The organism is Streptomyces prunicolor, assembly GCF_045162825.1.
GTDB lineage: Bacteria > Actinomycetota > Actinomycetes > Streptomycetales > Streptomycetaceae > Streptomyces > Streptomyces prunicolor.
Genome location: NZ_CP108676.1, coordinates 3,535,046 through 3,560,220 on the forward strand (window position 1 = coordinate 3,535,046; position 25,175 = coordinate 3,560,220).

At 70.2% G+C, this 25,175-nt stretch carries 18 protein-coding genes; 11 read left to right on the plus strand and 7 right to left on the minus strand.

All coding sequences use genetic code 11. The features are described 5' to 3' along the window. Positions 1–51: 51 nt before the first annotated feature. The gene (locus OG588_RS15835; RefSeq protein ID WP_405947848.1) at positions 52–1,377 is read right to left on the minus strand and encodes an MFS transporter; all 1,326 of its coding nucleotides are present in this window, start codon (positions 1,375–1,377) and stop codon (positions 52–54) included. Positions 1,378–1,468: 91 nt separating this feature from the next. Further along, positions 1,469–2,869 (minus strand): M20 family metallopeptidase, encoded by a 1,401-nt coding sequence (locus OG588_RS15840; RefSeq protein WP_405947849.1) that lies wholly within the window; start codon positions 2,867–2,869, stop codon positions 1,469–1,471. Between the two features lie 202 nt (positions 2,870–3,071). Between OG588_RS15840 and OG588_RS15845 the strand changes: the two genes are divergently transcribed. The 4 genes from OG588_RS15845 (at position 3,072) to OG588_RS15860 (ending at position 6,772) form a co-directional block, all read left to right on the plus strand. Further along, a complete protein-coding gene (locus OG588_RS15845) occupies positions 3,072–3,983 on the plus strand; it encodes a LysR family transcriptional regulator (protein WP_405947850.1) in 912 nt (303 codons plus the stop codon). Between the two features lie 130 nt (positions 3,984–4,113). Continuing rightward, positions 4,114–5,253, plus strand: coding sequence for an LLM class flavin-dependent oxidoreductase (locus OG588_RS15850; RefSeq protein WP_405947851.1), 1,140 nt, complete (start codon positions 4,114–4,116; stop codon positions 5,251–5,253). A 70-nt stretch (positions 5,254–5,323) separates the two neighbouring features. Further along, positions 5,324–5,908: a TetR/AcrR family transcriptional regulator gene (locus OG588_RS15855; protein WP_405947852.1), complete on the plus strand. Its 585-nt coding sequence runs from the start codon at positions 5,324–5,326 to the stop codon at positions 5,906–5,908. 90 nt (positions 5,909–5,998) lie between these two features. Beyond that, positions 5,999–6,772: an SDR family NAD(P)-dependent oxidoreductase gene (locus OG588_RS15860; RefSeq protein WP_405947853.1), complete on the plus strand. Its 774-nt coding sequence runs from the start codon at positions 5,999–6,001 to the stop codon at positions 6,770–6,772. Between the two features lie 53 nt (positions 6,773–6,825). Here OG588_RS15860 and OG588_RS15865 read toward each other — a convergent pair whose 3' ends face one another. Continuing rightward, on the minus strand, positions 6,826–7,752 hold the full coding sequence (locus OG588_RS15865; RefSeq protein ID WP_405947854.1) for an oxidoreductase: 927 nt from the start codon (positions 7,750–7,752) through the stop codon (positions 6,826–6,828). Between the two features lie 184 nt (positions 7,753–7,936). Between OG588_RS15865 and OG588_RS15870 the strand changes: the two genes are divergently transcribed. Next, on the plus strand, positions 7,937–8,446 hold the full coding sequence (locus tag OG588_RS15870; RefSeq protein WP_405947855.1) for an excalibur calcium-binding domain-containing protein: 510 nt from the start codon (positions 7,937–7,939) through the stop codon (positions 8,444–8,446). 102 nt (positions 8,447–8,548) lie between these two features. Beyond that, positions 8,549–9,358 carry a hypothetical protein gene (locus tag OG588_RS15875; protein WP_405947856.1) on the plus strand — a complete coding sequence of 270 codons (810 nt, stop codon included), beginning with the start codon at positions 8,549–8,551 and terminating at the stop codon, positions 9,356–9,358. On the opposite strand, the gene ppdK is transcribed toward OG588_RS15875, so the two are convergent. Continuing rightward, complete coding sequence (ppdK, locus tag OG588_RS15880) at positions 9,281–12,016, minus strand: pyruvate, phosphate dikinase (protein WP_405947857.1); 2,736 nt, start codon at positions 12,014–12,016, stop codon at positions 9,281–9,283. The genes OG588_RS15875 and ppdK overlap by 78 nt on opposite strands. A gap of 405 nt (positions 12,017–12,421) precedes the next feature. Continuing rightward, positions 12,422–13,624, minus strand: coding sequence for an ROK family protein (locus OG588_RS15885; protein ID WP_266856456.1), 1,203 nt, complete (start codon positions 13,622–13,624; stop codon positions 12,422–12,424). 120 nt (positions 13,625–13,744) lie between these two features. Here OG588_RS15885 and OG588_RS15890 point away from each other — a divergent pair, with 120 nt between their 5' ends. From OG588_RS15890 to OG588_RS15900, 3 genes are all read left to right on the plus strand, one after another. Next, positions 13,745–15,166 (plus strand): MGH1-like glycoside hydrolase domain-containing protein, encoded by a 1,422-nt coding sequence (locus OG588_RS15890; RefSeq protein ID WP_405947858.1) that lies wholly within the window; start codon positions 13,745–13,747, stop codon positions 15,164–15,166. A gap of 60 nt (positions 15,167–15,226) precedes the next feature. Next, the gene (locus OG588_RS15895; RefSeq protein WP_405947859.1) at positions 15,227–17,164 is read left to right on the plus strand and encodes a glycogen debranching N-terminal domain-containing protein; all 1,938 of its coding nucleotides are present in this window, start codon (positions 15,227–15,229) and stop codon (positions 17,162–17,164) included. Between the two features lie 149 nt (positions 17,165–17,313). Next, entirely contained in the window at positions 17,314–19,827 is a 2,514-nt protein-coding gene (locus tag OG588_RS15900; RefSeq protein ID WP_405947860.1) for a sulfatase-like hydrolase/transferase, read from the plus strand. A gap of 18 nt (positions 19,828–19,845) precedes the next feature. On the opposite strand, the gene dusB is transcribed toward OG588_RS15900, so the two are convergent. Continuing rightward, the gene (gene dusB / locus OG588_RS15905; protein WP_405947861.1) at positions 19,846–21,036 is read right to left on the minus strand and encodes a tRNA dihydrouridine synthase DusB; all 1,191 of its coding nucleotides are present in this window, start codon (positions 21,034–21,036) and stop codon (positions 19,846–19,848) included. 119 nt (positions 21,037–21,155) lie between these two features. On the opposite strand from dusB, the gene OG588_RS15910 reads away from it, so the two are divergent. Next, on the plus strand, positions 21,156–22,601 hold the full coding sequence (locus OG588_RS15910; protein WP_405947862.1) for an MFS transporter: 1,446 nt from the start codon (positions 21,156–21,158) through the stop codon (positions 22,599–22,601). Between the two features lie 85 nt (positions 22,602–22,686). On the opposite strand, the gene OG588_RS15915 is transcribed toward OG588_RS15910, so the two are convergent. Next, complete coding sequence (locus OG588_RS15915) at positions 22,687–23,598, minus strand: helix-turn-helix transcriptional regulator (protein WP_405947863.1); 912 nt, start codon at positions 23,596–23,598, stop codon at positions 22,687–22,689. 101 nt (positions 23,599–23,699) lie between these two features. Here OG588_RS15915 and OG588_RS15920 point away from each other — a divergent pair, with 101 nt between their 5' ends. Next, the gene (locus OG588_RS15920; protein ID WP_405947864.1) at positions 23,700–25,127 is read left to right on the plus strand and encodes an MFS transporter; all 1,428 of its coding nucleotides are present in this window, start codon (positions 23,700–23,702) and stop codon (positions 25,125–25,127) included. The last annotated feature ends 48 nt before the right edge of the window (positions 25,128–25,175 follow it).

The following is a 25,175-nucleotide window of genomic DNA, read 5'->3' on the forward strand; positions in this document are numbered from 1 at the left end:
CGACGTAGGAGAGGTGGTCGAGGTCGGTGACGCGCGAACCGCTTCTCCCCCTTACTGAACGCTATGGGTACGCAGCGCGGTCGTCAGGGCCGCGGTGCTCAACACGGCCGTGAACAACAGGTAGTAGCCCGGTGCCACCGGCGAACCGGTCGCCTCGATCAGGGCCGCGGCGATCGTCGGGGTGAAGCCGCCGAAGAGCGCGACCGTCGTGTTGTAGCTGAAGGACAGGCCCGTCGCGCGCGCCCGGGCCGGGAAGACGTCGGCCATCACCGACGGCAGCGTGCCGAAGTACACCGCCTTGAGCAGGGCGAGGACGGTGGTGCACACCGCGAAGGTGAGAAAGGACGGCGAGGCGTTGAGCCACAGGAAAAGCGGGACGACGCTCACGCCGATCAGCACCGCGGCCGGGATCATGATGCGCAGTCGGCCGTGGCGGTCGCCCAGCAGCCCCACGAGCGGGGTGACGAAGGTCAGGACGGCCCCGGCGATGAGCAGCGCGGTGAACGACAGCGAGGCGTCCAGGCCCAGTTGACCGATGCCGTACGTCGGCAGGTACTGGAGCATGAAGTTCAGCGCCGTCGAGACGATCAGCGCACCGCCGGCGATCAGCAGCCCGCCCCAGTGGTGCCGGAAGACCGACACGATCGGGGAGGGCTTCGGGGCATCCGACTCCAACTCCGTTGCCAGAGCCGGGGATTCGTCCATGTAGCGGCGTACGAAATAGCCCACCGGACCGATCAGCAGGCCGAACGCGAACGGTACGCGCCAGCCCCACGACGTCATCTGGGCGTCGGACAGCACAGCCGTGAGAACCGCCGCGAAGCCTGCCGCCAGGAGGGTCGACAGACCCTGGCTGGCGAACTGGAAGCTGCCGAGGAAACTCTTGCGCCGCTCGTCCTGCTCGACCAGGAAGGACGTGGCGGCCCCGAACTCGCCCCCGGCGGCGAACCCTTGGATCAACCGCGCGAGCACGATCCCGAGGGTCGACGCGATCCCGAGGGTCGAGTAGCCCGGCATCACCGCGAGCAGCAGCGTGCCGAGCACCATGAGCCGGATCGACAACACCAGTGCTTTCTTACGGCCGTTGCGGTCCGCGTACGCGCCGAGCAGCAGCCCGCCGAGCGGCCGGATCAGGTACGTCACGCCGAACACGGCGTAGGCCTGCACCAGTTGGACTCCGGGGTTGCCGCCGGGGAAGAACGTGCGGCCGATGTAGGACGCCATCAGCGCGTACAGGGCGAGGTCGAAGAATTCGAGCGCGTTGCCGATGCCGGCCACCGCGATGGCACGTCGTGCGGTGGGGCGGTTCGGTGCCGAGGTGTCGTCGGGGTGCGTGGACTGAGTGGGCTGGGTGGGCTGGGGGGACGGAGCGGTCATCGGGGGTCCTTCCGGCGGGAGTTGGGGAGGGTGTGCCGGACGGGGCGCGGGTGCCGAGACTCGGGAGTGTTACGGGGGTGGGGAGTTGGGGCTATGCGTGGGTGGGGAGCGGGCGGTCCGCCGGTGGACGGCCCAGCGTGTGGAACAGGCCGGCCGCCAGGACCAGGCCCTCGCGGGCGATCTGCGCCAACAGGTGTTCGTCGGGGGCGTGTTGGAGGCAGCCGGGGTAGGAGTGGGGCAGCCAGAGGGTCGGGAGGCCGAGGACGTCGGTGAAGACGGCGTTGGGGAGGGAGCCGCCGATGTTGGGCAGTACGGCGATCGGGCCGCCCGTGATCTCCTCCAGCGCGGTCCGGGTCCAGCGCACCCACGGGTCGTCGAGCGGGGTGCGGCTCGCGGCGAAGCTGCCGAGCACCTGGACGTCGACCATCGGGTATCCGTGCTCGGCCAGGTGCCGGGCGACGGCGTCGGCGACCTGATCGGCGTCGGTGCCTACGACGTACCGGAGTTGGAGGACCGCGCGGGCGCTGCCCGGGATCGCGTTGACCGGCCGTTCGGCGTCGGCGGCGCCGAGGGCGAGGACTTCGAGGGTGTTCCAGGCGTAGAGCCGTTCGGCGGCGGACAGTTCGGGCTCGCCCCAGCCCTCGTCGGGCGCCGGGTCACCGGGCGAGGCGGCGACGGTGACGCCGGCGAGTGCCTCGCGGACCTCCGGCGGGATCGCGGGCGGCAGCAACTCCGGTACGCGGATCCGGCCGTGGCCGTCGACCAGGGTGGCGATGGCTCCGGCGAGGGTGGTCGCCGGGTTGCGCAGCAGGCCGCCCCAGTTGCCGGAGTGGTAGGCGTCCGGCCGTAGATCGGCGGTGAGTTGGAGCCCGAGGCCGCCGCGCGCGCCGAGGAACAGCGTCGGTGTCGTGGCGTCCAGGCGCGGGCCGTCCGAGGCGACGAGCACGTCCGCGCGCAGCAACTCCCGGTGTTCCGAAGCGAATTCGGCGAGCCCGGGTGAGCCGATCTCCTCGCCGGACTCCAGCAGGAAGGTCAGGTTGAAGCCCAACGAGCCCTGGTCGGCGAGGAGGAGACGCAGGGCGGCGAGGTTGACCAGGTGCTGGCCCTTGTTGTCGGCGGCGCCGCGCCCGTACCAGCGGTCGCCCTCGGCGGTCAGCGTCCACGGGTCGCGGCCCTCGCTCCACCGGCCCGCCTGGCCCTCGACGACGTCCGCATGGCCGTAGACGAGCACGGTCGGGAGGTCGGAGGACTCGACGCGGGTGCCGATCAGGAAGGGACCGGCCGCCGGGTCGGGGTTGTCGTAGCGGGTGACTTCGCAGCCGAGGGCGGTCAGGGCGGGGGTCAGGAACTCGTCGAGGTATGCCTCAATGGCAAGGCGGCCCTCGGGGCGGGAACTCTCCGTGGCGTACGCGACCATGGCGGCCAGCTCGGTGAAGAAGGCACCCGAGTCGACGAACTCCTCGGCTTTACGGGCCAGTTTCTCAGGGATCACGGGAAGATTTCTCCAGGGAGGGCAGCGGTGGGGCGGGCGATGCGCTCTCGTCGTCCCAGCAGAGTAGGGCGGATCCGGGCCTGCGACCATTGCCGTTTGTGACGTGATGCGTTCTACTTTCGGCAACGCAATGTTCGACAACGCAACGTCTGGCAACGCGATGTCTAGCCGAATGTCTGATCACAGGGGACCGAACCCACCCATGCAACTCCTGCCGGTGAACCTCGCCTACTTCCTGGAGGTCGCCCGCACCGGATCGGTGACCGAGGCGGCGCACGCGCTGAACGTCGCGCCATCGGCGATCAGCAGACAGGTTGCCAAGCTGGAATCCGGCATCGGGGTCCCGCTGTTCGCCCGGCATCCGCGCGGGATGACCCTGACCGAGGCCGGCTCGCGACTGCTGGCCCACGCGCGCCGCACCGAGACCGAATCGACCACGCTGGTCGAGGAGTTGAGGACGGGACGGGGTGCGGAGGCGCGCAGTGTCGCCGTCGCCTGTTCGGAGGGGTTCGCGCGGCGACTGGTGCCACGGGCGATCGCCGACTTCCGGTGCGCCCATCCCGACGTGGCCTTCCGCGTGGACGTGGTCGCCCGCCAGGAGGCGACCCGCCGCGTGGTCGAGGGCCTCGCCGATGTCGCCGTCACCTACACGATGGGCCCGCAGCACGATGTCCGCGTCGAGTGCGCGGTCGTGGTCCCGGTGGCGGCAATCGTCCCCCTCGGTCACGAACTCGCCGACCGCGACCGCATCGGCCTCGCCGACCTCTGCGCCTACCCCCTCACCCTGGCCTCACCGGGCACGAGTCAGCGTGAACTCTTCGACATCGGGGCGCAGTTGGAGGGGATCACGGTCCGCCCGGCGCTGGTCTGCGACAGCCTCGCTCCGCAGTATGAGTTCGTACGCGCCGGGGGCGGCCTCGCCCTGGTCGGAGACCTCGGCGACACAGAACAGAGCGCCGCGACCGAGGGCGTGACGTACGTCCCCGTGGACCACCCGGTGTTCCGGCAGCGCGAGGCGCAGGTGCAGACGGCGACGGGACGGCGGCCGTCCTGGTCGGCGACACAGTTCACCGAGTTGCTGGTGACGTCACTGCGGCGGGACCGCTCCCCCTGAACCACTCCCATCTGCACATGAGCCTCACAGCGGAACATCACGGCTGTAACACACTTCCCTGACAATCTGATCCGGCCGCGTGGGAGCGCTTCCCATAGCAAGTCGGCCGGAGAGAAGGGCAGTTCAGCACGTGAAGCTCGACATGTTCAGCGAGATCCAGGACCCCAGGCCGTGGGCGACCGAGGACCACGAACACCGGCGGATCACGGAGGCGGTCGAACAGGCCGTGCTCGCCGACGAGTTCGGGTACGACTGCTGGTGGCAGGTGGAGCACCACGGCGCGGCGGAGTTCAGCCTCAGCTCGGCGCCGGAGCTGCTGCTGGCGGCGCTGTCGCAGCGCACGTCCCGGATACGGCTGGGCCACGCGGCGGTGTTGGCACCCGCCGAGATCAACCACCCGAGGCGAGTCGCCGAACGGGCAGCCTGGCTTGACCAGTTGAGCGGCGGCCGGGTGGAGCTGGGCCTGACCCGTTCCACGGCGCCGGAGTGGCGCATGTTCGGCGTGGACCCGGCGGGCGCCCGCGCCCAGACCCAGCGGGCCTTCGAGGAGATACCCCGCCTGTGGACGGGCGCCGGCGACCAGCCACTCGTCCCCGCGCCCCTCCAGCAACCGCACCCGCCCCTGTGGCAGGCGGCCTCCAGCCCGGCGTCGTTCGAGGAGGCGGGCCGGCGCGGGGTGGGCGTCCTGGGCACCACCCTCTGGGAGCCGCTGACCCGGGTGGCGAGGCTGGTCGAGCTGTACCGGGAGGCCGTAGCCGACTGCGAACAGCCCACCGGAGCCTTCGTCAACGACCAGATCGCCTTCTTCACGTTCGTCCACTGCGCGGAGACCGACGAGGAGGCTCTGCGGTCCGGCGCGGCAGCGGCGGCGGCCTGGTACACGGCCCGGGCGCTGACCTTCTTCGAGGCGGCGGACGCGTTCGTCGAGACGATGACGATCCAGCAGGGCATCCTGGCCGACCCGGCCGGCGGCGGCCTGACCGGCGCGTTTCTGCGCGACGAGGTCGACACGGCCCCCAACGCGGCCCAACTGGCCATCGGCCGCATCCTCCAGGGCGAGACGGTCCCGGAGGACGAACTGTTCGAGGCGCTGATGGCGCAGGACTCCCTGATCGTCGGCAGCCCCGACACCTGCCGGAAGAAACTCCGGGCGTACGCGGACGCGGGCATCGACCGGCTGATGTGCTTCCAGCAGGTGGGGGCGATTCCACATGAGCGGGTGATGGACAGCATCCGGCGGGTGGGCGAGCTGATCCCGGAGTTCGCGTGACCGGCAGGCCCCTCCGTGCATGGACAGGTATTCTTGACTGACCGTTCTCGATAAACCTAGGCTGCCTGGTATGGCCAGGACCAAGGAGTTCGATCCCGAGGCCGCGCTGCGGGCAGCCCTGGAGCTGTTCTGGCGGCGCGGCTACGAGGCGACGTCGATGGCCGACCTCGTCGAGCACCTCGGCATCGGGCGGGCCAGCATCTACGCGACCTTCGGCAACAAGCACGACCTGTACCTGAAGGCGCTGGAGAGCTACGACCGGTCCGGACTCACCCCGATGGTGCGGGAGTTGTCCCAGCCGGGGCCCGCGCTGCCGCCCGTGCGAGCGATCGTACGGCGGTACGCGGCCGAGGCGGCGGACGAGCAACTACGCTCGCTGGGCTGCATGGTGACCAACACGGCGGCCGAACTCGCCCCGCACGACACGGCCGCGACGCGGCTGGTCGAGCGCAACTGGGACCAGTTGGAGGCGGTGTTGCGCTCGGCGTTGGTGCGGGCGCAGGCACAGGGCGAGTTGCCCGCCGACCGCGATCCGCTCGCCCTGGCGCGCATGTTGCTGGTGCTGATGCAGGGGTTGCGGGTGGTCGGCAGGGCGTCCGGGGATCCGGCGCGGGTGCGGGACGCGGCGGAGCAGGCGTTGACGCTGCTCGACTGAGACGCCCTTCCGTCCAGGGCACTTTCCTGCCTTCCGAGCCATGTTCCCGCGTCCTCATAATAAACCGATCAGTCAAGAAAAGGGGAGATCATGACCAGCACCCGCTTTACCGGCAGGACCGCCCTCGTCACCGGTGCCGGGTCCGGCATCGGACGGGCGATCGCCCTGGCGTTCGCGGCCGAGGGGGCGAACGTCGTCGTAGCAGGGCGGCGACGCGAACCGCTGGACGAGACCGTCGTGTTGATCGAGGGCGGGGTCGAGGGCGGGAAGGCCTTCGCGGTAACTGCCGATGTGTCGAGGGCCGTTGACGCCCACGCCCTGGTACGGGCAGCCGTCGACCGGTACGGCTCGCTCGACGTGGCCGTCAACAACGCGGGGATCTTCCGGGGTGGACAGCCCCTCGCCGACCTCACCGAGGAGGACTGGCGCACGCAGCTCGACATCAACGTGACCGGTGTCTTCCTCGCCCTCCAGGCCGAGATCCGGCAGATGCGTACCCAGCCGTCGGGTGGCGCGATCGTCAACGTGGCGTCGACCTTCGGCGTGCACACGAGCAGCCCCGGTGCCGCCGCCTACGCCGCGTCCAAGGCCGCCGTGGCCGTGCTGAGCAAGGGTGCCGCCGTGGACCACATCCGCGAGGGCGTCCGTATCAACGTGGTCAGCCCCGGTGCCACGGACACCCCGATGTCCCTGCGCGCGGGCGAGACGGAGGCCGACCGCGCCGAACGGGTACGGGGCACGCTTCCCCTGGGCCGCATCTCCGCCACGTCCGAAGTGGCCGCCGCCGTCCTCTACTTGGCCTCGGACGACGCGGCGTCGGTGGTGGGCACGGACCTGGTGGTGGACAGCGGCGCAACGGCGTGAGGCGCAGGGGCCTGAGGCCTGAGACCTGGCTTGAATACCGGTAACTCGACGGCTCACGCCTTGAGTTGGTCGTAGACGACTCCTGTCAACGCCTCCGAGGCAGCCCAAAGGCGTTGCCCCATCGCGTCGTTGAGGGTCCAAGGCGCCCGCCAGGACGGCGCCGGTGCCCCGCGCCACATGGCTACACGAGGGCCGAAGAAGGAATCAGGCCGTACATCGGGGGCGGTGGCGGCGTAGAGGGAGGGCAGCGCGCCGACTTCCGCCGACTGGGCGAAGACCCGGTTGCCGATCTCCATGAACCGCTCAGCGCCCTTCCGCCCCTCCGCCTGCGGCCCGGCGGTCTGGAGGTTGGTGGCGGCGTACCCGGGGTGGGCGGCGGTCGCGACCACCCCCGAACCGGCCGCCCCGAGCCGCCGCGCCAGCTCGTGCGTGAAGAGCAGGTTGGCGGTCTTGGAACGGGAGTACGCGGTCCAACGGCTGTACCGGCGCTCGCTGTTGAGGTCGTCGATGTCGATGTTGGCGAGCAGGTGCATGAAGCTGGAGAGCGTGACGATCCGCGCGTCGGGAGCGTCGAGCAGCGCGGGCAGCAGCAGCCCGGTGAGTGCGAAGTGCCCCAGGTGGTTGACCCCGAACTGCGTCTCGAACCCGTCCACCGTGGTGCCGTACGGCATCGCCATGACGCCGGCGTTGTTGACGAGCAGATCGAGCCGCTCGTAGGGGAAGGTGTCCGCGAACTCCCGTACAGACGCGAGGTCTCCGAGATCCAGCCGCCCGAACTGCGCCTCGGCGCCCGGCACTTCGGCCACGATCCGGTCGGCAGCCGCACTCCCCCGCACCTCGCTCCGGCAGGCGAGCACCACCCGGGCGCCCTTGCGGGCCAGCTCGCGCGCGGTGACGTAGCCGAGCCCGCTGTTGGCCCCGGTGACTACGGCGACCCGGCCGCGCTGGTCGGGGATGGCCTTCTCGTTCCAGCCGGACATGATCGGGCTCCCTCGGTGAGCGTGGACAAGCGTCGGCGAGCGGTTGGGATCTCAGCGTACGAGAGCCGACCCGCCACCGCTCCGCTCGCACCGAGCGACATATCCATCACGAGATGGTCACTCCTCCTTCACCGCCCTCACCGGGGCAATACGGTCCATGTCTCACCGGACACAGGGGGACGAGATGACGCACCCGTACGCCACACCACCCATGCCACAGCCCCAGCCACCGTTCCAGCCCGTCCGACCGGCACCCCGCTGGGCCCGCAAGCGGTACGTACTCCCCGCCCTCGCGCTGGCCTTCCTCATCGGCATCAGCGCGGGCGGCTCCGGCCAGGACAAGAAGACCGACACGACGGCCGACGCGAAGCCGGCAGCGGCCAGCCCCCAGCCGACGATGACCGTCACGGCGACGACGACGGAGACGGCCACCCCGGCGCCCGCACCCACGGTCACCGCGACCAAGACCGTCAAGGTCACGAAGACGGTCACCGCAGAGGCGGCCGCGGGCAGCGGCTCCGGTTCGGGTTCTGGCTCCGGCTCTGGTTCCGACGACACCAACTCCGGTGGCGGCAGCACCTATTACACGAACTGCACCGCCGCCCGTGCCGCCGGCGTCACACCCCTCCACACGGGCGACCCCGGCTACGACTCCCACCTCGACCGGGACGGGGACGGGGTCGCCTGCGAGTGACGGCGGGCAGAATGCAATGCGCGCTTCTCGGTGGCGGGTCGGCGCGGAACACTCGATGGCGGGGGTGTTGTGGCCGGGCGAATACTGAGGCGGGGCCGGCTGATGGGGCTGGTCGCGTTGCTCCTGGTGGGCTTCGCGGTGGTGTTCCTGGGCCTTGAGGTCGGCGCCGGCATCCTGGTGCACGTCATGCACAGCGTCTGGGTGGCGCTGCTCGTGTATCCCTCGCTCTATCTCCTGGCGTTCTTTCTCCTCGGACTGATGGTGCCGGGTATGGAGGAGCCCAAGGGCTGGGGCATCCTGGCGCTGATCGCGGTGCCCATCTGCGCTCTGGTCGTGATGCACCTGACCTACTCGGGCCCGGACCAGCGGGCGCTGCACGCCCGCGGCCGGGAGGAGCAGGCGACGGTGACCGACGTGTACTGGGTCGACCAGGGCGCCGATCCGCCGACTCACGTCGCGCGGCTGGCTGATCCGTCGGGGCAGCCGTTGCCGGACAAGGTGTCCGGGGACGGGCTGAAGGTCGGCCAGACCGTCACCGTCACCGTGGACCCCCAGGGGAAGATCCCCGTGCTGCTGGGCACTCCTTCGACAGGTTCGGGGAAGTTCCGGGCGGCGGGGATCACCGCGGGCGTCGAGATCCTGTTCCTCACCTTGGCGGCCTACCGGGGCGTGGCAGACCGACTGGCGACGCGGAAAGGGGCGACACCCCCGCACAGGGTGCCGCCCCTCCCCTCGAAATCCGGAACCACCGCCGCGTCGGTGAGGGTCAGGATGACCGACAGCGGTCCCGGGGCTCTTGGATGCCGTACGACCTACCAAAGGCCGGCCATGCGTCTACCGGTGATCGCTCCCCTGCCCCGCCGAAGCCGCCCGCCCCGCCTCCAGCCGCGCCACCGGAATCCGGAACGGTGAGCAGGAGACGTAGTCCAGGCCGACCTCGTGGAAGAAGTGCACCGACTCCGGGTCGCCGCCGTGTTCGCCGCAGACGCCGAGCTTGAGGTCCGGGCGGGTTTCGCGGCCCGCCTTCGCCGCCAGCTTCACCAGGGAGCCGACACCATCCCTGTCGATCGTCTCGAAGGGGGAGACGCCGAAGATGCCCTTCTCCAGGTAGGCGGTGAAGAAGGACGCCTCTACGTCGTCCCGGCTGAAACCCCACACCGTCTGCGTGAGGTCGTTCGTGCCGAAGCTGAAGAACTCCGCCGCCTCCGCGATCTGGCCCGCCGTCAGGGCCGCGCGCGGGAGTTCGATCATCGTGCCGATCGACAGCTTCAGGGACGTGCCCGTCGCCGCCTCGACCTCGGCCACGACCTGGTCGGCCTCCTCGCGGACGATCTCCAGCTCCTGGACCGTGCCGACGAGCGGGATCATGATCTCCGCGCGCGGGTCGCCCTTCGCCGCCTTGCGTTCGGCGGCGGCCTCGGCGATCGCCCGTACCTGCATGGTGAACAGGCCGGGGATCACGAGACCCAGGCGCACGCCCCGCAGACCCAGCATCGGGTTCTGCTCGTGCAGGCGGTGGACCGCCTGGAGGAGGCGGAGGTCGTTCTCGTGGGACTCCTGGCGGGACTCCGCCAAAGCCACCCGGACCGACAACTCCGTGATGTCCGGCAGGAATTCGTGCAGCGGCGGGTCCAACAGGCGGACCGTGACCGGGAGTCCGTCCATCGCCTTGAACAGCTCGACGAAGTCGGCTTTCTGGAGCGGGAGAAGAGCCTTGAGGGACTCCTCGCGTTCGGTGTCCGTGTCGGCCAGGATCAGGCGCTCGACCAGTTCGCGGCGGTCGCCGAGGAACATGTGCTCCGTACGGCACAGGCCGATGCCCTGGGCCCCGAAGCGGCGGGCGCGCAGCGCGTCCTCGGCGTTGTCCGCGTTCGCGCGCACCCTCAACCGGCGTACGCGGTCCGCGTATCCGATGATCCGGTGGACCGCCTCGACCAGCTCGTCGGCGTCGTCGGCGCCCGCGTGCATCCGGCCCTCGAAGTACTCCACGACCGGGGACGGGACGACCGGGACCTCGCCCAAGTAGACCTTGCCGCTCGATCCGTCGATCGAGATCACGTCGCCCTCCTCGACGACATGCCCACCCGGCACCGTCATCCGGCGCCGCTTGGTGTCGACCTCCAACTCCTCCGCGCCGCACACGCACGTCTTGCCCATGCCCCGCGCCACGACGGCCGCGTGGGACGTCTTGCCGCCGCGCGACGTGAGGATGCCCTCCGCCGCGATCATGCCGTCGAGGTCGTCCGGGTTCGTCTCACGGCGGACCAGGATCACCTTCTCGCCCGAACGCGACCACTTCACCGCCGTGTACGAGTCGAAGACCACCTTGCCGACCGCCGCACCCGGCGAGGCCGCGATGCCCCGCCCGACCTTCTGGACCTTCGCCTCGTCGTCGAAGCGCGGGAACATCAGCTGCGCCAACTGTGCGCCGGTGACCCGCTGGAGGGCCTCCGCCTCGTCGATCAGCCCCTGGTCGACGAGTTGGGTCGCGATGCGGAAGGCCGCACCCGCCGTCCGCTTCCCCACCCGCGTCTGGAGCATCCACAACTGCCCGCGCTCGATGGTGAATTCGATGTCGCAGAGATCCTTGTAGTGGTTCTCCAGGGTCTTCATGATCTGCATGAGCTGGTCGTACGACGCCTTGTCGATCTGCTCGAGTTCCGCGAGGGGCACGGTGTTTCGGATGCCGGCTACGACGTCCTCGCCCTGCGCGTTCTGCAAGTAGTCGCCGTAGACGCCCTGGTGGCCGCTGGCGGGGTCGCGAGTGAAGGCGACGCCCGTGCCGCCCCCAATAGATGTAGCCGTGGGGCCGAGGTTGCCGAAGACCATCGAGCAGACGTTGACCGCCGTGCCGAGGTCGTGCGGGATGCGTTCCTGGCGGCGGTAGAGCTTGGCGCGGTCGGTGTTCCAGGAGTCGAAGACCGCGTGGATGGCGAGGTCCATCTGCTCGCGCGGGTCCTGCGGGAAGTCGCGGCCCGCCTCGGTCTTGACGATCCGCTTGAACCGGGTGACCAGCTTCTTCAGGTCGGCCGCGTCCAACTCGGTGTCCACGACCACCTTCTTGGCGTCCTTGGCCTTGTCGAGCGCCTCCTCGAAGAGGTCGCCGTCGACGCCGAGGACGGTCTTGCCGAACATCTGGATGAGGCGGCGGTACGAGTCCCACGCGAAGCGCTCGTCGCCGGCCTGCTTCGCCAGGCCCTGCACGGACTTGTCGGAGAGGCCGATGTTCAGGACGGTGTCCATCATGCCGGGCATGGAGAACTTCGCCCCGGAGCGGACCGACACGAGGAGGGGATCGTCGGCCTGCCCGAGCTGCTTGCCCATGGTCGCTTCGAGCGCGTCGAGGTGTGCACTCACCTCGTCACGCAGTGCCGCGGGTTCGTCTCCGCTGTCGAGGTAGGTCTTGCACGCCTCGGTCGTGATGGTGAAACCGGGAGGCACGGGAAGGCCCAGGTTCGTCATCTCGGCGAGGTTGGCACCCTTGCCGCCGAGGAGGTCCTTGAGGTCCTTGTTTCCCTCGGTGAAGTCGTAGACGAACTTCACTACGTGGGGTTCTTTGTTTTCCGACACGGGTCTCGACTCCTCGGGACGCGGGTGGCTGCCCTGACGGCCAGGAACATACCCAGATCGAAGGCGTCTGGGTACGTCCACTTGCATGTCATGCGTCTGTAACCGGCAGTCCGCCAGCGGATCGAAAGTCAAAGCTCGGCAAGCGAACACCGCCGGATGTTTTCACTTCTTGAACGCAACACCGCCCAGGCGCGGAGTTATGCGCTCATGCGAGCGGGTTACGGCTCGCCTGTTTTCGATCGATGAACGATCAAGGGGTGGCACGGAGTGCCACCCCTTGGAGAAGTGCAGCCGCGCAAGATCCGCTCACCTGAGCGCCACCCCTATCAAAGGTGGCGAGAATCACGCTTCTACAACCGCCCGGATTTCACCATCCGGACGAGTCTCGGGACGGAAACGCGGACGTCACATGCCCAACGCGAGCAACCGCTCCTCGACCCGCTCCGGCGCGTACAGGTGCTCCACGACCAGCGCGCCCGCCCCCACCAGCCCGGCCCGCTCACCGAGCCGTGAGGTGAGCACGTGCAGATGAGCGGTGGAGCGCGGCAGTGCCCGCTGGTACAGCAGCTCGCGTACGCCCGTGAGGAAGGAGGTGCCGGCCAGGTCTCCCGCGATCATCAGCACCCCGGGGTTGAGCAGCGTCACCACGGTCGCCAGGACGTCCCCGACCTGCCGTCCCGCCTCGCGGGCGAACGCGGCCGCTCCCGGATGCCCGGACGCCAGCAGGTCCCGCACATCCGAGCCGGACGCCGCCGGCACCCCGGTCTCGACCAGCCGTCGCGCCACGGCGCCACCACTGGCGACGGCGGCGAGGCAGCCGTAGGACCCGCAACGGCACAGCGCCTGCGCGCCCGCCGGGACGCGGATGTGGCCGATGTCGCCCGCGCCGCCGTCGATCCCCCGGAAGATGGAGCCGCCGACGACCACTCCCGCGCCGATACCCGTCGACACCTTGACCAGGACGAAGGCCGAGCAGTCGGGGTGGCCGGTGCGCTGTTCGCCGTAGGCCATGAGGTTGGCGTCGTTGTCGACGAGGACCGGGACCCGGGGGGCGCCGGTGTGTTCGGTGAAGGCGCGGGCCAGGCGGCCTCTTATGTCGTAGGCGTCCCAGCCGGGCATCATCGGCGGCTGGACGACGCGGCCGGTCTCGCTGTCGACGGGTCCGGGGACCGCGAGGCCGATCCCGCAGACCTCGGACGGCCGGTGTCCGGCCTTCTCCAGGAGTTCGGCGAACCAGCGGCCGAGTTCGCCGAGTACTGCGTCCGGGCCGTCCTCGATGACGAGCGTGCCGCCGTGCTCGGCGAGGATCTCGCCGGTGAGGGAGAGGACGCACGCGCGCGCGTGGCGGGTGTCCAGGTCCGCCGCGAGGACTACGGCGTGGGCGTCGTCGAACTCCAGGGTGATCGAGGGTCTGCCGCCCAGTGGGGAGTCCACCGGACCGCCCGCGCCCTCGCGCAGCCAGCCCGCGCGGAAGAGCCGGTCCAGGCGCTGACCGACGGTCGCGCGTGAGAGTCCGGTCACCTGTTGGAGGGCGCCGCGGGTCGTGGCACGCCCGGTGCGTACCAGTTCGAGCAGATCGCCGGCGCTCGCTTGACCTCGTCCAGTCATGCGCACCCCCTTGTGTTTCTCAACCCTGCATTACATATTGAGTTTTGCGTGTTAAATAGACGTAACCCTACGGTAGCCATGACCGAACCGGTCGGCACGATGTGTTTCGTGGAGTCCCGAGTGGATCGCACTGCCCAGCTCACAGCCCTCCCCGTGGAACGCACCTTCGTATACGATCCGCCACCCTTGTCAGGTTCGCTGCATCTCAGGGCAGCTGCCGTACTGGAAGGGAACTGGACGGGTGCCTCAACCGTCCCCTCCCGCGGTCTGTATCCGCACCAGTGGTCCTGGGACTCCGCGTTCATCGCCATCGGTCTGCGGCACCTCTCGCCGCTGCGGGCGCAGACGGAGCTGGAGACGCTGCTCGCCGCCCAGTGGGGCGACGGCCGTATCCCGCACATCGTCTTCAACCCCTCCGTACCGCTCGACGCGTACTTCCCGAGCCCCGACTTCTGGCGCTCCTCGACCGCGGGACGCACCGCGGGCGCCCCGCGCACCGTACAGACCTCGGGCATCGTGCAGCCACCGGTCCACGCGCTCGCCGCCTGGCTGGTCCACTGCGCGGACCCGGGCCTCTCCCGCGCGCGTGGCTTCCTCGCCGGTGTCTACCCCCGGCTGGCCGCCTGGCACCGCTATCTGCTGCACCGGCGGGACTTGGGCGGGGGCGGACTCGCGTCCGTCGTGCATCCCTGGGAACAGGGTATGGACAACAGCCCTTGCTGGGATGCCCCGTTGGGCCGGATCACGCCGGCCCCGGCCCGCTCCTTCCGCCGCGCCGACCTCGACCACGGGGCCGCCGAGGACCGGCCTACGGACCTCGACTACGGCCGTTACGTGCGCCTCGCGACGGACTACCGGGACGGCGAATACGCCGACGGGGCAAGCGAGTTCGCGGTGGAGGACCCGTCCTTCAACGCCCTGCTCATCGCCTCCGAGCACGCACTGGCCCGTATCGCCCGGGAGTTGGGCGCGACGGGCACGGCCCGGCACGCACGCGCGGAGCGGTTGACGGGGGTGCTGATCGAGCGGCTGTGGGACCCGACGGAGGGCATGTTCTTCTGCCGGGACGTAAGGGGGGAAGGGCTGATCCCCGAGCGCAGTGTCTCCGGGCTGATCCCGCTCCTCCTCCCCGACCTGCCCCGGGACATCAGCAGCGCCCTCGTCCGTACGGCGTCCGGCCCGCACTTCGGGCTCGGCGACACCACCGAACTCCCGCCCAGTTACGACCTGTTGGGCGAGGCGTTCGATCCGCACCGGTACTGGCGCGGGCCGGCCTGGTTCAACACGAGCTGGCTGCTGGAGCGCGGCCTGCGACTGCACGGCGAGCGGGCGCGGGCGGACGCGTTGCGCGAGGCGGTCCTGGAGACCGCCGCCGCCACCGACTTCGCCGAGTACGTCGACCCGTACGACGGCGAGGCGTGCGGCGCGACCGGCTTCAGCTGGACCGCCGCGCTGACCCTCGATCTGCTCCACGAGCGCCCCGGGCACGGCGTGTCCGGCACGGTCCTCGGCACGTTCGACATGAGTGACACACGTGACTGACACGGACGTCAGTGACACAGAAGTCAAGGTCGCCAGAAGAGTCAAGGGAGGGGACCGGGGATGACGGACCGGCATCATCTGCTCGTGCACGGCGGGACGTTCGCAGCCGTGGGCGACGGCGGGGACATCAGCGGCGTACGGGGCGGCAGTTCCCCGGACGGGTTATTCGTGAGGGACGCGCGGCATCTGAGCCGTTGGCAGTTGACGGTCGACGGCGCGGTGCCGGAGGCTCTGACGCCGGTGGCCGACGGGGACATGGCGCGCTGTGTCCTCGTCCCGCGCGGCGGCCGCCAGGAGCCGCCCGCGCACACGCTCTTCCGTGAACAGGCCGTCGGTGACGGCTCGTTCGTCGAATCGCTGAAGGTGACCAGCAACCGTCCGGTGCCGACGACGGTCCGGCTCGCGGTCACCGCGGACGCCGACTTCACCGACCAGTTCGAACTGCGCTCCGACTACCGCACGTACGCGAAGATCGGCGCCACCCGCTCCCGCCAAGTCCTGGAGGACGGCGTCGAGTTCGCCTACCAGCGCGGCGAATGGCGTTCTTGTACGACGGTCACGGCCGAGCCCGCCCCCGACGGCGTCGAGGAGACCGGCACCGGCGCCCGCCGCATGGTGTGGACCCTGGACCTGGAGCCGCACGGCACCGCCGAGTTGGCGCTCCGCGTGATGGCCCGCCCGCACGGCGACAAGCGCGCCCGGCGGGTACCGCGCTCACCGTCCGCCCTGAACGACCAACTCATCGCGCTGGAGGGCGAGTACGTCCAGGGCGTCTCCTTCCCCACCGGCTGGCCGGAGTTGGCGGCGGCCTGCGCCCGGGGCCTGTCGGACCTGGCCTCGCTCCAGGTCCCGGCGACGGGTCCCGACGGCGAGGAACTGCGCGTACCGGCGGCGGGGGCACCGTGGTTCCTGACCCTGCTGGGCCGGGACGCGCTCCTCACGTCCCTCTTCGCGCTCCCGTACCGTCCCCAACTCGCCGCCGCCACACTGCCGGCGCTCGCCGCGACGCAGGCGACGGCGGTGGGCGCGGAGTCGGTGTCGCAGCCCGGCAAGATCGTGCACGAGGTGCGGCACGGCGAGTTGGCGCACTTCGGGCAGGTGCCGTACGGGCGTTACTACGGCTCGGTGGACGCGACGCCGCTGTTCCTGGTGCTGCTCGGCGCGTATGTGGAGCAGACCGGCGACGTGACCCTGGCCCGGCGCCTGGAGCCCAACGCCCGTGCGGCGATCGGCTGGATGCTGGATCACGGCGGTCTGACCTCGCGCGGCTACCTGGTGTACCGCGCGGACCAGGGCGGCCTGGCCAACCAGAACTGGAAGGACTCCCCCGGCGCGATCTGCGGCGCCGACGGCACGCGGGCGAGCGGTCCGGTGATGGCGGCGGGGGCGCAGGGGTACGCGTACGACGCGCTGCGCCGCACGGCCCAACTCGCCCGCACGGTATGGGAGGACGAGACGTACGCGGCCCTCCTGGAACAGGCGGCGTCCGACCTCCGGGACCGTTTCCAGCGGGACTTCTGGATGCGGGAGCACTCCTTCCCGGCGCTGGCGCTGGACGGCGAGGGCCGCCAGGTGGACGCGCTGGCGTCGGACGCGGGCCACCTGCTCTGGTCCGGTCTCCTCGACAAGGAGTACGGCGAGCTGGTCGGCCGCAGGCTGCTGGCCCCGGACTTCTTCTCGGGCTGGGGAGTCCGCACCCTGGCCTCGGGCCAAGCGGCGTACCACCCTCTCTCGTACCACCGGGGTTCGGTCTGGCCGCACGACAACGCGCTGATCACGCTGGGCCTGGCCCGCTACGGCCTGCACGACGAGGCCCGCACGGTCGCGCACGCGCTGGTCGACGCGGCGACGGCGACCGGCCACCGCCTCCCGGAGGTCCTCGCGGGCTACGGCCGCGACACCCACCCGGAGCCGGTTCCGTACCCGCACGCGTGCGTACGGGAGTCCCGTTCGGCGGCTGCTCCATTGGCGCTGCTCACGGCGGTAGGGGGCGCGTGACGCAACGGTGATAAGCCGTTTGCCGGGTGTTTGCCCAGTTCCGTGAACAGGGGCCCGAGGCAACTCGTACGGAAGAGCGGCGGTCCTGCCTCCCCAGTCGGACCGCCCCTCCACTCCGATCACGGGCCTCGCACGGAAGGACCTTCGGGTTGCCTCAGCACACGAGCACGCGCAAGACACCGAACACGGCCGGGGCAGCCGAGGCCTCCGGCGGTTCCGCGGACACCGAGGCCAACTCCGTTGCCGGAGCGGGGATTTCCGCGGCCGGCTCGGACTCGGGTGAGGTCGAGCCGGCCGAGCCGAGCGAGCCTTCGGCAGCTGCGGAGAAGCGGGGCGGGACCGGTACCGCCGGGGTCGCCGACGACACCGAGGCCGCCCTCGCCGGGGTCACGGAAGCGGAAGCCGACGTGCCCGCGAGCGCGGAGAGCGGGGCCGGGTCCGAGAGCAAGGCCGGGTCCGAGACCGGTTCCGCCGCGGACGCCGACACTGAGGCCGACGGCGCTTCTCCCACCGCCGAGACCGAGCGCGCCGGGCACACCGCGTCCGAGCGAGCCGTAGAAGCCACGTCCGAAGCCCCGTCGAAGGCCGCTGACGAAGCCGAGCCCACCGACACCGCGGCCGCAGGCTCCCAAGCCCCTGGCTCCGAGGCCGGTGCTTCTCCCTCCGCCGCAAAGGCCGAGCAGGCCGAGAACACCGCCTCCGACCGGGCCGTAGAAACTCCGTCCGCCGCTTCGGCGAAGGCCGCGTCCGACACCGCGGAGCCCGGGACGGCTGACCACACGGACGCCGCCGACACCGGGGCCGCAGACTCCCCAGCCCCCGGCGCCGAGGCCTCCGAGCCCTCCGAGGAGACCGCCGCGTCCGCCCCGGACACGGAAGCCGACGCCGAACCTGAAGGCGACGCCGACGCAGTCGCCGATCCCTCCTCCGGTACCACCCCCCGCCCCACTCGCCCCGCCCCCCGTTCCTGGAGCAGCCGGCTCGGGTTGCGCCGCCGGATACAGGCCTGGCGGGAGAAGCATCCCGTCGCCGCTCGCGTGCTCTCCTGGACGCTTACCGTCCTCGCCGCCGTTCTCGTCTACGTCTGTCTGCAGATGCCGACGACGTTGAACAGCCTGAAGCCGACCCAGTTCATGCGGCTTCCGGCGGAGGCGATCCTGGGGGCTGTCGTGCTGGTCAGCCTGCCGCGGCGGCCGCGGATCGTGCTGGCGGCGTTCTCCGGTGCTCTCGCCGCCGTCGTGGCGATCCTGAACATGCTCGACATGGGGTTCAACGAATACCTGGGCCGGGGCTTCAACGTCATCCTGGACTGGAGCCTGTTCGGCGACGCCCAGAGCTATCTCAAGGACACGCTCGGCGGAGCGGCCACCTCCGGCATCACCGTCGGCCTGATCCTCTTCGTCCTGCTGCTGATCGTCCTGGTCGCCCTGGCCACGGTCCGGCTCGGGAACCTGCTCGCCGCGCACAAGGCCGGCTCGTCCCGGGGCGCGCTGATCGCCGGTACCGTCTGGATCACCTGCACGGCGTTCGGCCTCCAGCTCTCCGGCGTGCCGCTCGCCGCCGACCACGCCGCCGCGGTCGTCAAGCTCAGGACCGTGGCGATCCGCAACACCCTGCGCGACGAGGCCGAGTTCCAGAAGGTCGCCAAGGTCGACGCCTTCGGCAACACCCCGGGCAGCCAGCTCCTCCCGGACCTGCGCGGCAAGGACATGATCTTCACCTTCATCGAGAGCTACGGCCGTAGCGCGATCGAGGACCCGATCATGGCGCCCGGCGTCGACTCGACCCTCGCCGCCGACACCAAGGCCCTGTCGAAGGCGGGCTTCGCCGCGAAGAGCGGCTGGCTGACCTCGGCGACGTACGGCGGCAGCAGCTGGCTCGGCCACTCCACCACCATGTCGGGCCTGTGGGTCAACAACCAGCAGCGCTACCGCACGGTGATGGCCAGCGACCACCTGAGCCTGACCGACGCCTTCAAGAAGACCGGCGACTACGACACCGTCGGCGTGATGCCGGGCATCCAGAAGGGCTGGCCCGAGCAGAGCTTCTACGGCCTCGACAAGGTCTACAACGCCTTCCAACTCGGCTACCAGGGACCGAAGTTCAGCTGGTCGACGATGCCCGACCAGTACGCGCTGGAGCAGTTCCAGAAGCAGGTCCACAGCAAGCCGCGCACCGACGGCAAGGCGCTGATGTCGCTGCTGATCCTGACCTCCAGCCACCAGCCCTGGGCGCCGATCCCGAAGATGGTCCCGTGGGACCAGTTGGGCAACGGTTCGATCTTCGACGCGATCCAGAAGGCCGGCAACAAGGCGTCCGACGTCATCGCCGACTCCACCAAGTCCCGTGAGGAGTACGGCAAGTCGATCCAGTACTCGGTGAACTCCCTCACCCAGTGGCTGGAGCGCTACGGCAACGACAACACCGTGCTCGTCTTCCTCGGCGACCACCAGCCGATCGCCCGGGTCAGCGGCAGCCACGCCAGCCGTGACGTCCCGATCTCGATCGTCGCCAAGGACCCCAAGGTCCTTGCGAAGGTCGACAGTTGGAACTGGACCGACGGCCTGCGCCCCGCGCACGACGCCCCGGTGTGGAAGATGAGCGCCTTCCGCGACAAGTTCCTCACGGCGTACGGCTCGACGCCCCACCCGAAGACGAACTGACAACCCAGGGCCGGGGGTTCAGCCCCCGGACGTGTCCAATTCCGCGTCCTCGCCGATCCCCGCGCAGTCGTACGGGTCCTTCAGCCAACCGTCCGGCAACACCACCCGGTTGTTGCCGGACGTACGGCCGCGGGGCCCGTCCGCGCCCACCGGCCAGGGCTGGTCGAGGTTCAACTCGTCGAGCCCGGACCGAAGTTCCTCCAGCGAGGACGTGATCGCGAGGCGCTTGCGCATCTCGCTCCCGACCGCGAAGCCCTTCAGGTACCAGGCGACGTGCTTGCGGAAGTCGATGACACCGCGCGCCTCGTCCCCGATCCACTCACCGAGCAGGGTCGCGTGCCGCACCATGACATCGGCGACCTCGCGCAACGACGGCTCCAGGACGTCCTGTTCACGCCCCTCGAAGGCCGCCACAAGGTCGGCGAACAGCCACGGCCGCCCGAGGCACCCGCGCCCGACCACGACCCCGTCGCACCCGGTCTCCCGCACCATCCGCAGCGCGTCCTGCGCGGACCAGATGTCGCCGTTGCCGAGCACGGGGATCTCCGGCACATGCTCCTTCAGCCGCGCGATCGCGTCCCAGTCCGCCGTACCGCCGTAGTGCTGGGCGGCCGTGCGCCCGTGCAGCGCGATGGACGTGATGCCTTCCTCGACAGCGATGCGGCCGGCGTCGAGGAAGGTGATGTGGTCGTCGTCGATGCCCTTGCGCATCTTCATCGTGACGGGCAGGTCACCGGCCCCGCTGACGGCCTCCTTCAGGATCGCCCGCAGCAGGTTCCGCTTGTACGGCAGCGCGGAGCCGCCGCCCTTGCGGGTGACCTTCGGCACGGGGCAGCCGAAGTTGAGGTCGATGTGGTCGGCGAGCCCCTCCTCCGCGATCATGCGGACGGCCTTGCCGACGGTCGCGGGGTCGACGCCGTACAGCTGGATCGAGCGAGGCTTCTCGGTCTCGTCGAAACGGATCAGCTGCATGGTCTTGTCGTTGCGCTCGACCAGCGCCCGGGTCGTGATCATCTCGCTCACGAACAGACCCTTGCCGCCGCTGAACTCCCGGCACAGGGTGCGGAAGGGCGCGTTGGTGATCCCGGCCATGGGGGCCAGGACGACGGGCGGCGCGACGGTGTGCGGGCCGACCTGCAAAGGAGTCACAGGCGGGGTCGCAGCCGGGGACGCGGGCGGGGAGACAGGCGCGGAGACGGGCGTGGACATTGCTCCATTGTCCCGCACCGCTCCCGGTGCCCGACCCCACCCGGTGCCCTCGCCCCGCCCAGGATCATGTATCGGTAATTAGTTAGCCGCACTATCGAGTTTGGCGTACGATGGTGCGCATGCCCGAGCTCAGCCACCGCCGCCGACAGCTGGTGCTCGCGATCTGCTGCATGAGCCTGCTGATCGTGAGCCTGGACGTGACCATCCTGAACGTCGCACTGCCCGCGATGCAGACCGATCTGCACGCCTCGACCTCCGGTCTGCAGTGGACGATCGACGCGTACACCCTGGTCCTGGCCTCCCTGCTGATGCTGGCGGGTTCCACCGCCGACCGCATCGGCCGCAAGCGGGTCTTCATCGCCGGCCTGGTGGTCTTCAGCCTCGGCTCACTGCTCTGCTCCCTCGCACCCGATCTGGACGCGCTGATCTGGTTCCGCATGATCCAGGCGGTCGGCGGCTCGATGCTCAACCCCGTCGCCATGTCGATCATCACCAACACCTTCACCGAGCCGCGCGAGCGCGCCCGGGCGATCGGTGTGTGGGGCGCGGTCGTCGGCATATCGATGGCCGCCGGGCCGCTGATCGGCGGGCTGCTCGTGGACTCGGTCGGCTGGCGCTCGATCTTCTGGATCAACCTGCCGGTGGGCCTGGCCGCGCTGCTGCTCACGCTGAAGTTCATCCCCGAGTCCCGCGCGCCCAAGGCCCGCCGTGCCGACCCGGTCGGCCAGCTCATGGTGATCGCCCTGTTCGGCTCCCTGACGTACGCGATCATCGAGGCGCCGGAGTCCGGGTTCACCTCGATCCTGCCCTTCGCGATCCTCGCGCTGGCCGCCCTCGCCGGGCTCCTCTGGTACGAGCCGCGGCGCGACGAACCCCTCATCGACCTGCGGTTCTTCCGTTCGGCGCCGTTCAGTGGGGCGACGGTGATCGCGATCAGCGCGTTCTCGGCGCTGGGCGGCTTCCTGTTCCTGTCCACGCTGTATCTGCAGAACGTGGTGGGGCTCGACGCGCTGCACGCCGGTCTGTGGATGCTGCCGATGGCCGTGCCCACGTTCCTGTGCGCGCCGATCTCGGGGCGGCTGGTCGGTAGTCGGGGGCCGCGCATATCCCTGCTGATCGCGGGGACCGCGATGACGGCGAGTGCGGTGCTGTTCGCGGGGTTCGAGGCGGAGACGTCGAGCGTCTCGCGGTTCATCGGGTACGCGCTGTTCGGGATCGGGTTCGGGTTTGTGAACGCGCCGATCACCAACACGGCGGTGTCCGGGATGCCGCGGGCTCAGGCGGGGGTTGCGGCGGCGGTGGCGTCCACGAGTCGGCAGTTGGGGCAGACGCTCGGGGTTGCCGTGGTGGGGGCGGTGTTGGCTTCCGGGGTGGTGGCGTCGTCGTACAAGGAGACGTTTGTGTCTGCTGCTCGGCCGGGGTGGTGGATTTTGGTGGCGTGCGGGCTTGCGGTGCTGGTGCTGGGGGCGGTTACCAGTGGGGCTTGGGCTCGGCGGACTGCTGAACGTACGGCTGACAAGTTGTCGTCTGTTGAAGTACGCGAGGCTGCGGGTATTAGCGCTTAGTTTTGCGGCTGAAGGCGCGTGGGGGCTGGTCGCGCCCACGCGGCGGTAGCCGCAAATCAGATACAGCCCCGCGCCCCTGCGTATCTCACCTTGCCTGCGCTATTTTGTTCAGCTTCTCCAGGCGTCCCCTCGACTCCTCGTCCGCGGGAGCGTACGTCACCATCCTCGGGCCCCTCGCCGGGCCCAGCCACAGGTCTGTGTGGTCGACCGTGATGCGGCCCACGTGGGTGTTGCGGAACTCCTTACGGCGCGGGCTCGCGCCCATGACCTCGTGGCGATCCCAGACCTCGCAGAACTCGGGGGACTTGCGCAGGCGCTTGAGGAGGGTCTTCCAGGTGGGGTCGGCGAGGTGGTCGGCCATCGAGCCGCGGAAGCGTGCGGCCATGAGGCGCTGGCTCTTCTCCAGGTGCACGATCGACGACTGCCACTCCTCGTGCGTGTAGGAGAGGATCATGCAGTTGCGGTCCTCGGGCGGCACCGCTTCCAGGTCGCACAGCAGCATCCCGTAGGTGCGGTTGTAGGCGAGGATGTCGTACCTGCTGTTCTGCAGACAGGCCGGGATCGGGTCCAGTTGGTCGAGCATCGCCTGTAGGGCGGGTGTGACGACCGCGCAGCTCGTGGCCGGTTGCGGGTCGATCGCACCGGCCAGCTGGAAGAGGTGGGAGCGTTCGCTGCTGTCCAGGAACAGGGTCCGGGCCAGCGCGTCGAGGACCTGTACCGAGACCTGGATGTCCCGGGCCTGTTCGAGCCACGTGTACCAGGTGACCCCGACCGCGGCGAGCTGCGCGACCTCCTCGCGGCGCAGGCCGGGAGTGCGGCGCCGGGTGCCGCGCGGCAGGCCGACCTGCTCGGGGGTGATGTGCTCCCGGCGGTGACGCAGGAACGCGGCGAGTTCATGGCGCCGGACCGTCGACGCAGTCTGCGGCGCACCTGCGGCCTCGACCGCCGCCCCCGTCACCGCTGCCTCTGTCACCGTCTCCTGTGCCATCGTCGTCATCACCCCAGTCTGCCGCTGCACGAAGCCTGTTTCCAGGTAGTCCTGCTACCAGGATAAGGACACTCTGGTACCAGTCTCCCGGGAGGCGCACGCTCGTCAGCGTGACCGAAACCATCGCTTCCCGCACCGTCAGATCCCCGGCGGCGGCACCCGTGCTCAGCGGCCTCGGACTGTTCACGGTGCTGCTGGCCGCGGCGCTGCCCCTCATCGACTTCTTCATCGTGAACGTGGCCCTGCCGACCATCGGCAAGGACCTCTCGGCGAGCGAGGCCGTCCTCGAACTCGTCGTCGCCGGCTACGGAGTCTCGTACGCCGTGCTGCTCGTCCTCGGCGGACGGCTCGGCGACCTGTTCGGGCGCCGTCGGCTGTTCCTGGGCGGGATGGCCGCGTTCGGCGTCACCTCGCTCGCGTGCGGGCTCGCGCCCACCGCCTGGACGCTGGTCGCCGCGCGGATCGCGCAGGGCGCGGCGTCCGCGGCGATGCTCCCGCAGGTCCTCGCCACCATCCAGTCCGCGACCCAGGGCCCGCGCCGCGCCAAGGCGATGGGCCTGTACGGCGCGACCGCCGGCCTCGCCATGGTGGCCGGCCAGATCCTCGGCGGGATCCTGGTCGCCGCCGACATCGCCGGTACCGGCTGGCGCGCGGTGTTCCTGGTGAACGTGCCGGTCGTCGTCATCGGACTGTTCCTGGCCGCCAAGGTCGTACCGGAGACGCGTTCCCAGCACCCCGAACCGGTGGACGTGCCCGGCACCTTCCTGCTCGCCGCGTCCCTGCTGGCGCTGCTCGTGCCGCTGACCGAGGGCCGGGCGGCGGGCTGGCCGCTGTGGACGTGGCTGTCGCTGGCCGCGTTCCCGGGGCTCGCGTCGGCCTTCTACGCCGTGGAGCGCAGGGCCGACCGGCAGGGCCGTACGCCGCTGGTGCCGCCGAGTCTGCTGGCGCTGACCTCGCTGCGGCGCGGGCTGGTGATGATCCTGCCGTTCGCGATCGGCTTCAGCGGGTTCATGTTCGTGATCGCGGTGGCGTTGCAGAGCGGCGCGGGTCTCGGCCCGGTCGCGGCGGGCCTCGCGCTCGTCCCGCTGGCGGTGACCTTCTTCCTCGCCTCGCTCGCCGGGCCGCGCCTGGTGGCCCGGTACGGCACGCGGGTCGTGACGGCGGGGTCGGTCATACAGGCGGTGGGGCTCGGCCTGATCGTGCTGGCCGTGTGGCGCTCCTGGCCGCACCTCGGGTTCGTCGAACTGCTCCCGGGCGCGGCGGTCGCCGGCGCCGGTCAGGCGCTCCAACTCCCCATCATCTTCCGGATCATCCTGTCCGAGGTCCCGGCCGCCCGTGCCGGTGTGGGCGCCGGGGTCATGGTCACCACCCAGCAGTCCGCGCTGGCGCTGGGCGTGGCCACGCTCGGCACCCTCTTCCTGTCGCTGATCCCGGGCATGGGTATGCGCGACGCCCTGGCGATCACCCTGCTCGCGCAGTTGGCGGGCGTCGTCCTGACCGGGCTGCTCAGCCTGCGCCTGCCGCGCACGATCGGCTGATCGAGCCGACCCACCGGACGTCACGCCGGATGTCATGTTCACAGCTTG

Excerpts from the sequence above, each read along its gene's own strand:
- OG588_RS15835 (WP_405947848.1), bottom strand. The coding sequence starts at position 1,377 with ATGACCGCTCCGTCCCCCCAGCCCACCCAGCCCACTCAGTCCACGCAC.
- OG588_RS15845 (WP_405947850.1), top strand. The coding sequence starts at position 3,072 with ATGCAACTCCTGCCGGTGAACCTCGCCTACTTCCTGGAGGTCGCCCGC.
- OG588_RS15855 (WP_405947852.1), top strand. The coding sequence starts at position 5,324 with ATGGCCAGGACCAAGGAGTTCGATCCCGAGGCCGCGCTGCGGGCAGCC.
- OG588_RS15860 (WP_405947853.1), top strand. The coding sequence starts at position 5,999 with ATGACCAGCACCCGCTTTACCGGCAGGACCGCCCTCGTCACCGGTGCC.
- OG588_RS15865 (WP_405947854.1), bottom strand. The coding sequence starts at position 7,752 with ATGTCCGGCTGGAACGAGAAGGCCATCCCCGACCAGCGCGGCCGGGTC.
- OG588_RS15870 (WP_405947855.1), top strand. The coding sequence starts at position 7,937 with ATGACGCACCCGTACGCCACACCACCCATGCCACAGCCCCAGCCACCG.
- OG588_RS15875 (WP_405947856.1), top strand. The coding sequence starts at position 8,549 with ATGGGGCTGGTCGCGTTGCTCCTGGTGGGCTTCGCGGTGGTGTTCCTG.
- OG588_RS15885 (WP_266856456.1), bottom strand. The coding sequence starts at position 13,624 with ATGACTGGACGAGGTCAAGCGAGCGCCGGCGATCTGCTCGAACTGGTA.
- OG588_RS15895 (WP_405947859.1), top strand. The coding sequence starts at position 15,227 with ATGACGGACCGGCATCATCTGCTCGTGCACGGCGGGACGTTCGCAGCC.
- dusB (WP_405947861.1), bottom strand. The coding sequence starts at position 21,036 with ATGTCCACGCCCGTCTCCGCGCCTGTCTCCCCGCCCGCGTCCCCGGCT.
- OG588_RS15910 (WP_405947862.1), top strand. The coding sequence starts at position 21,156 with ATGCCCGAGCTCAGCCACCGCCGCCGACAGCTGGTGCTCGCGATCTGC.
- OG588_RS15915 (WP_405947863.1), bottom strand. The coding sequence starts at position 23,598 with ATGACGACGATGGCACAGGAGACGGTGACAGAGGCAGCGGTGACGGGG.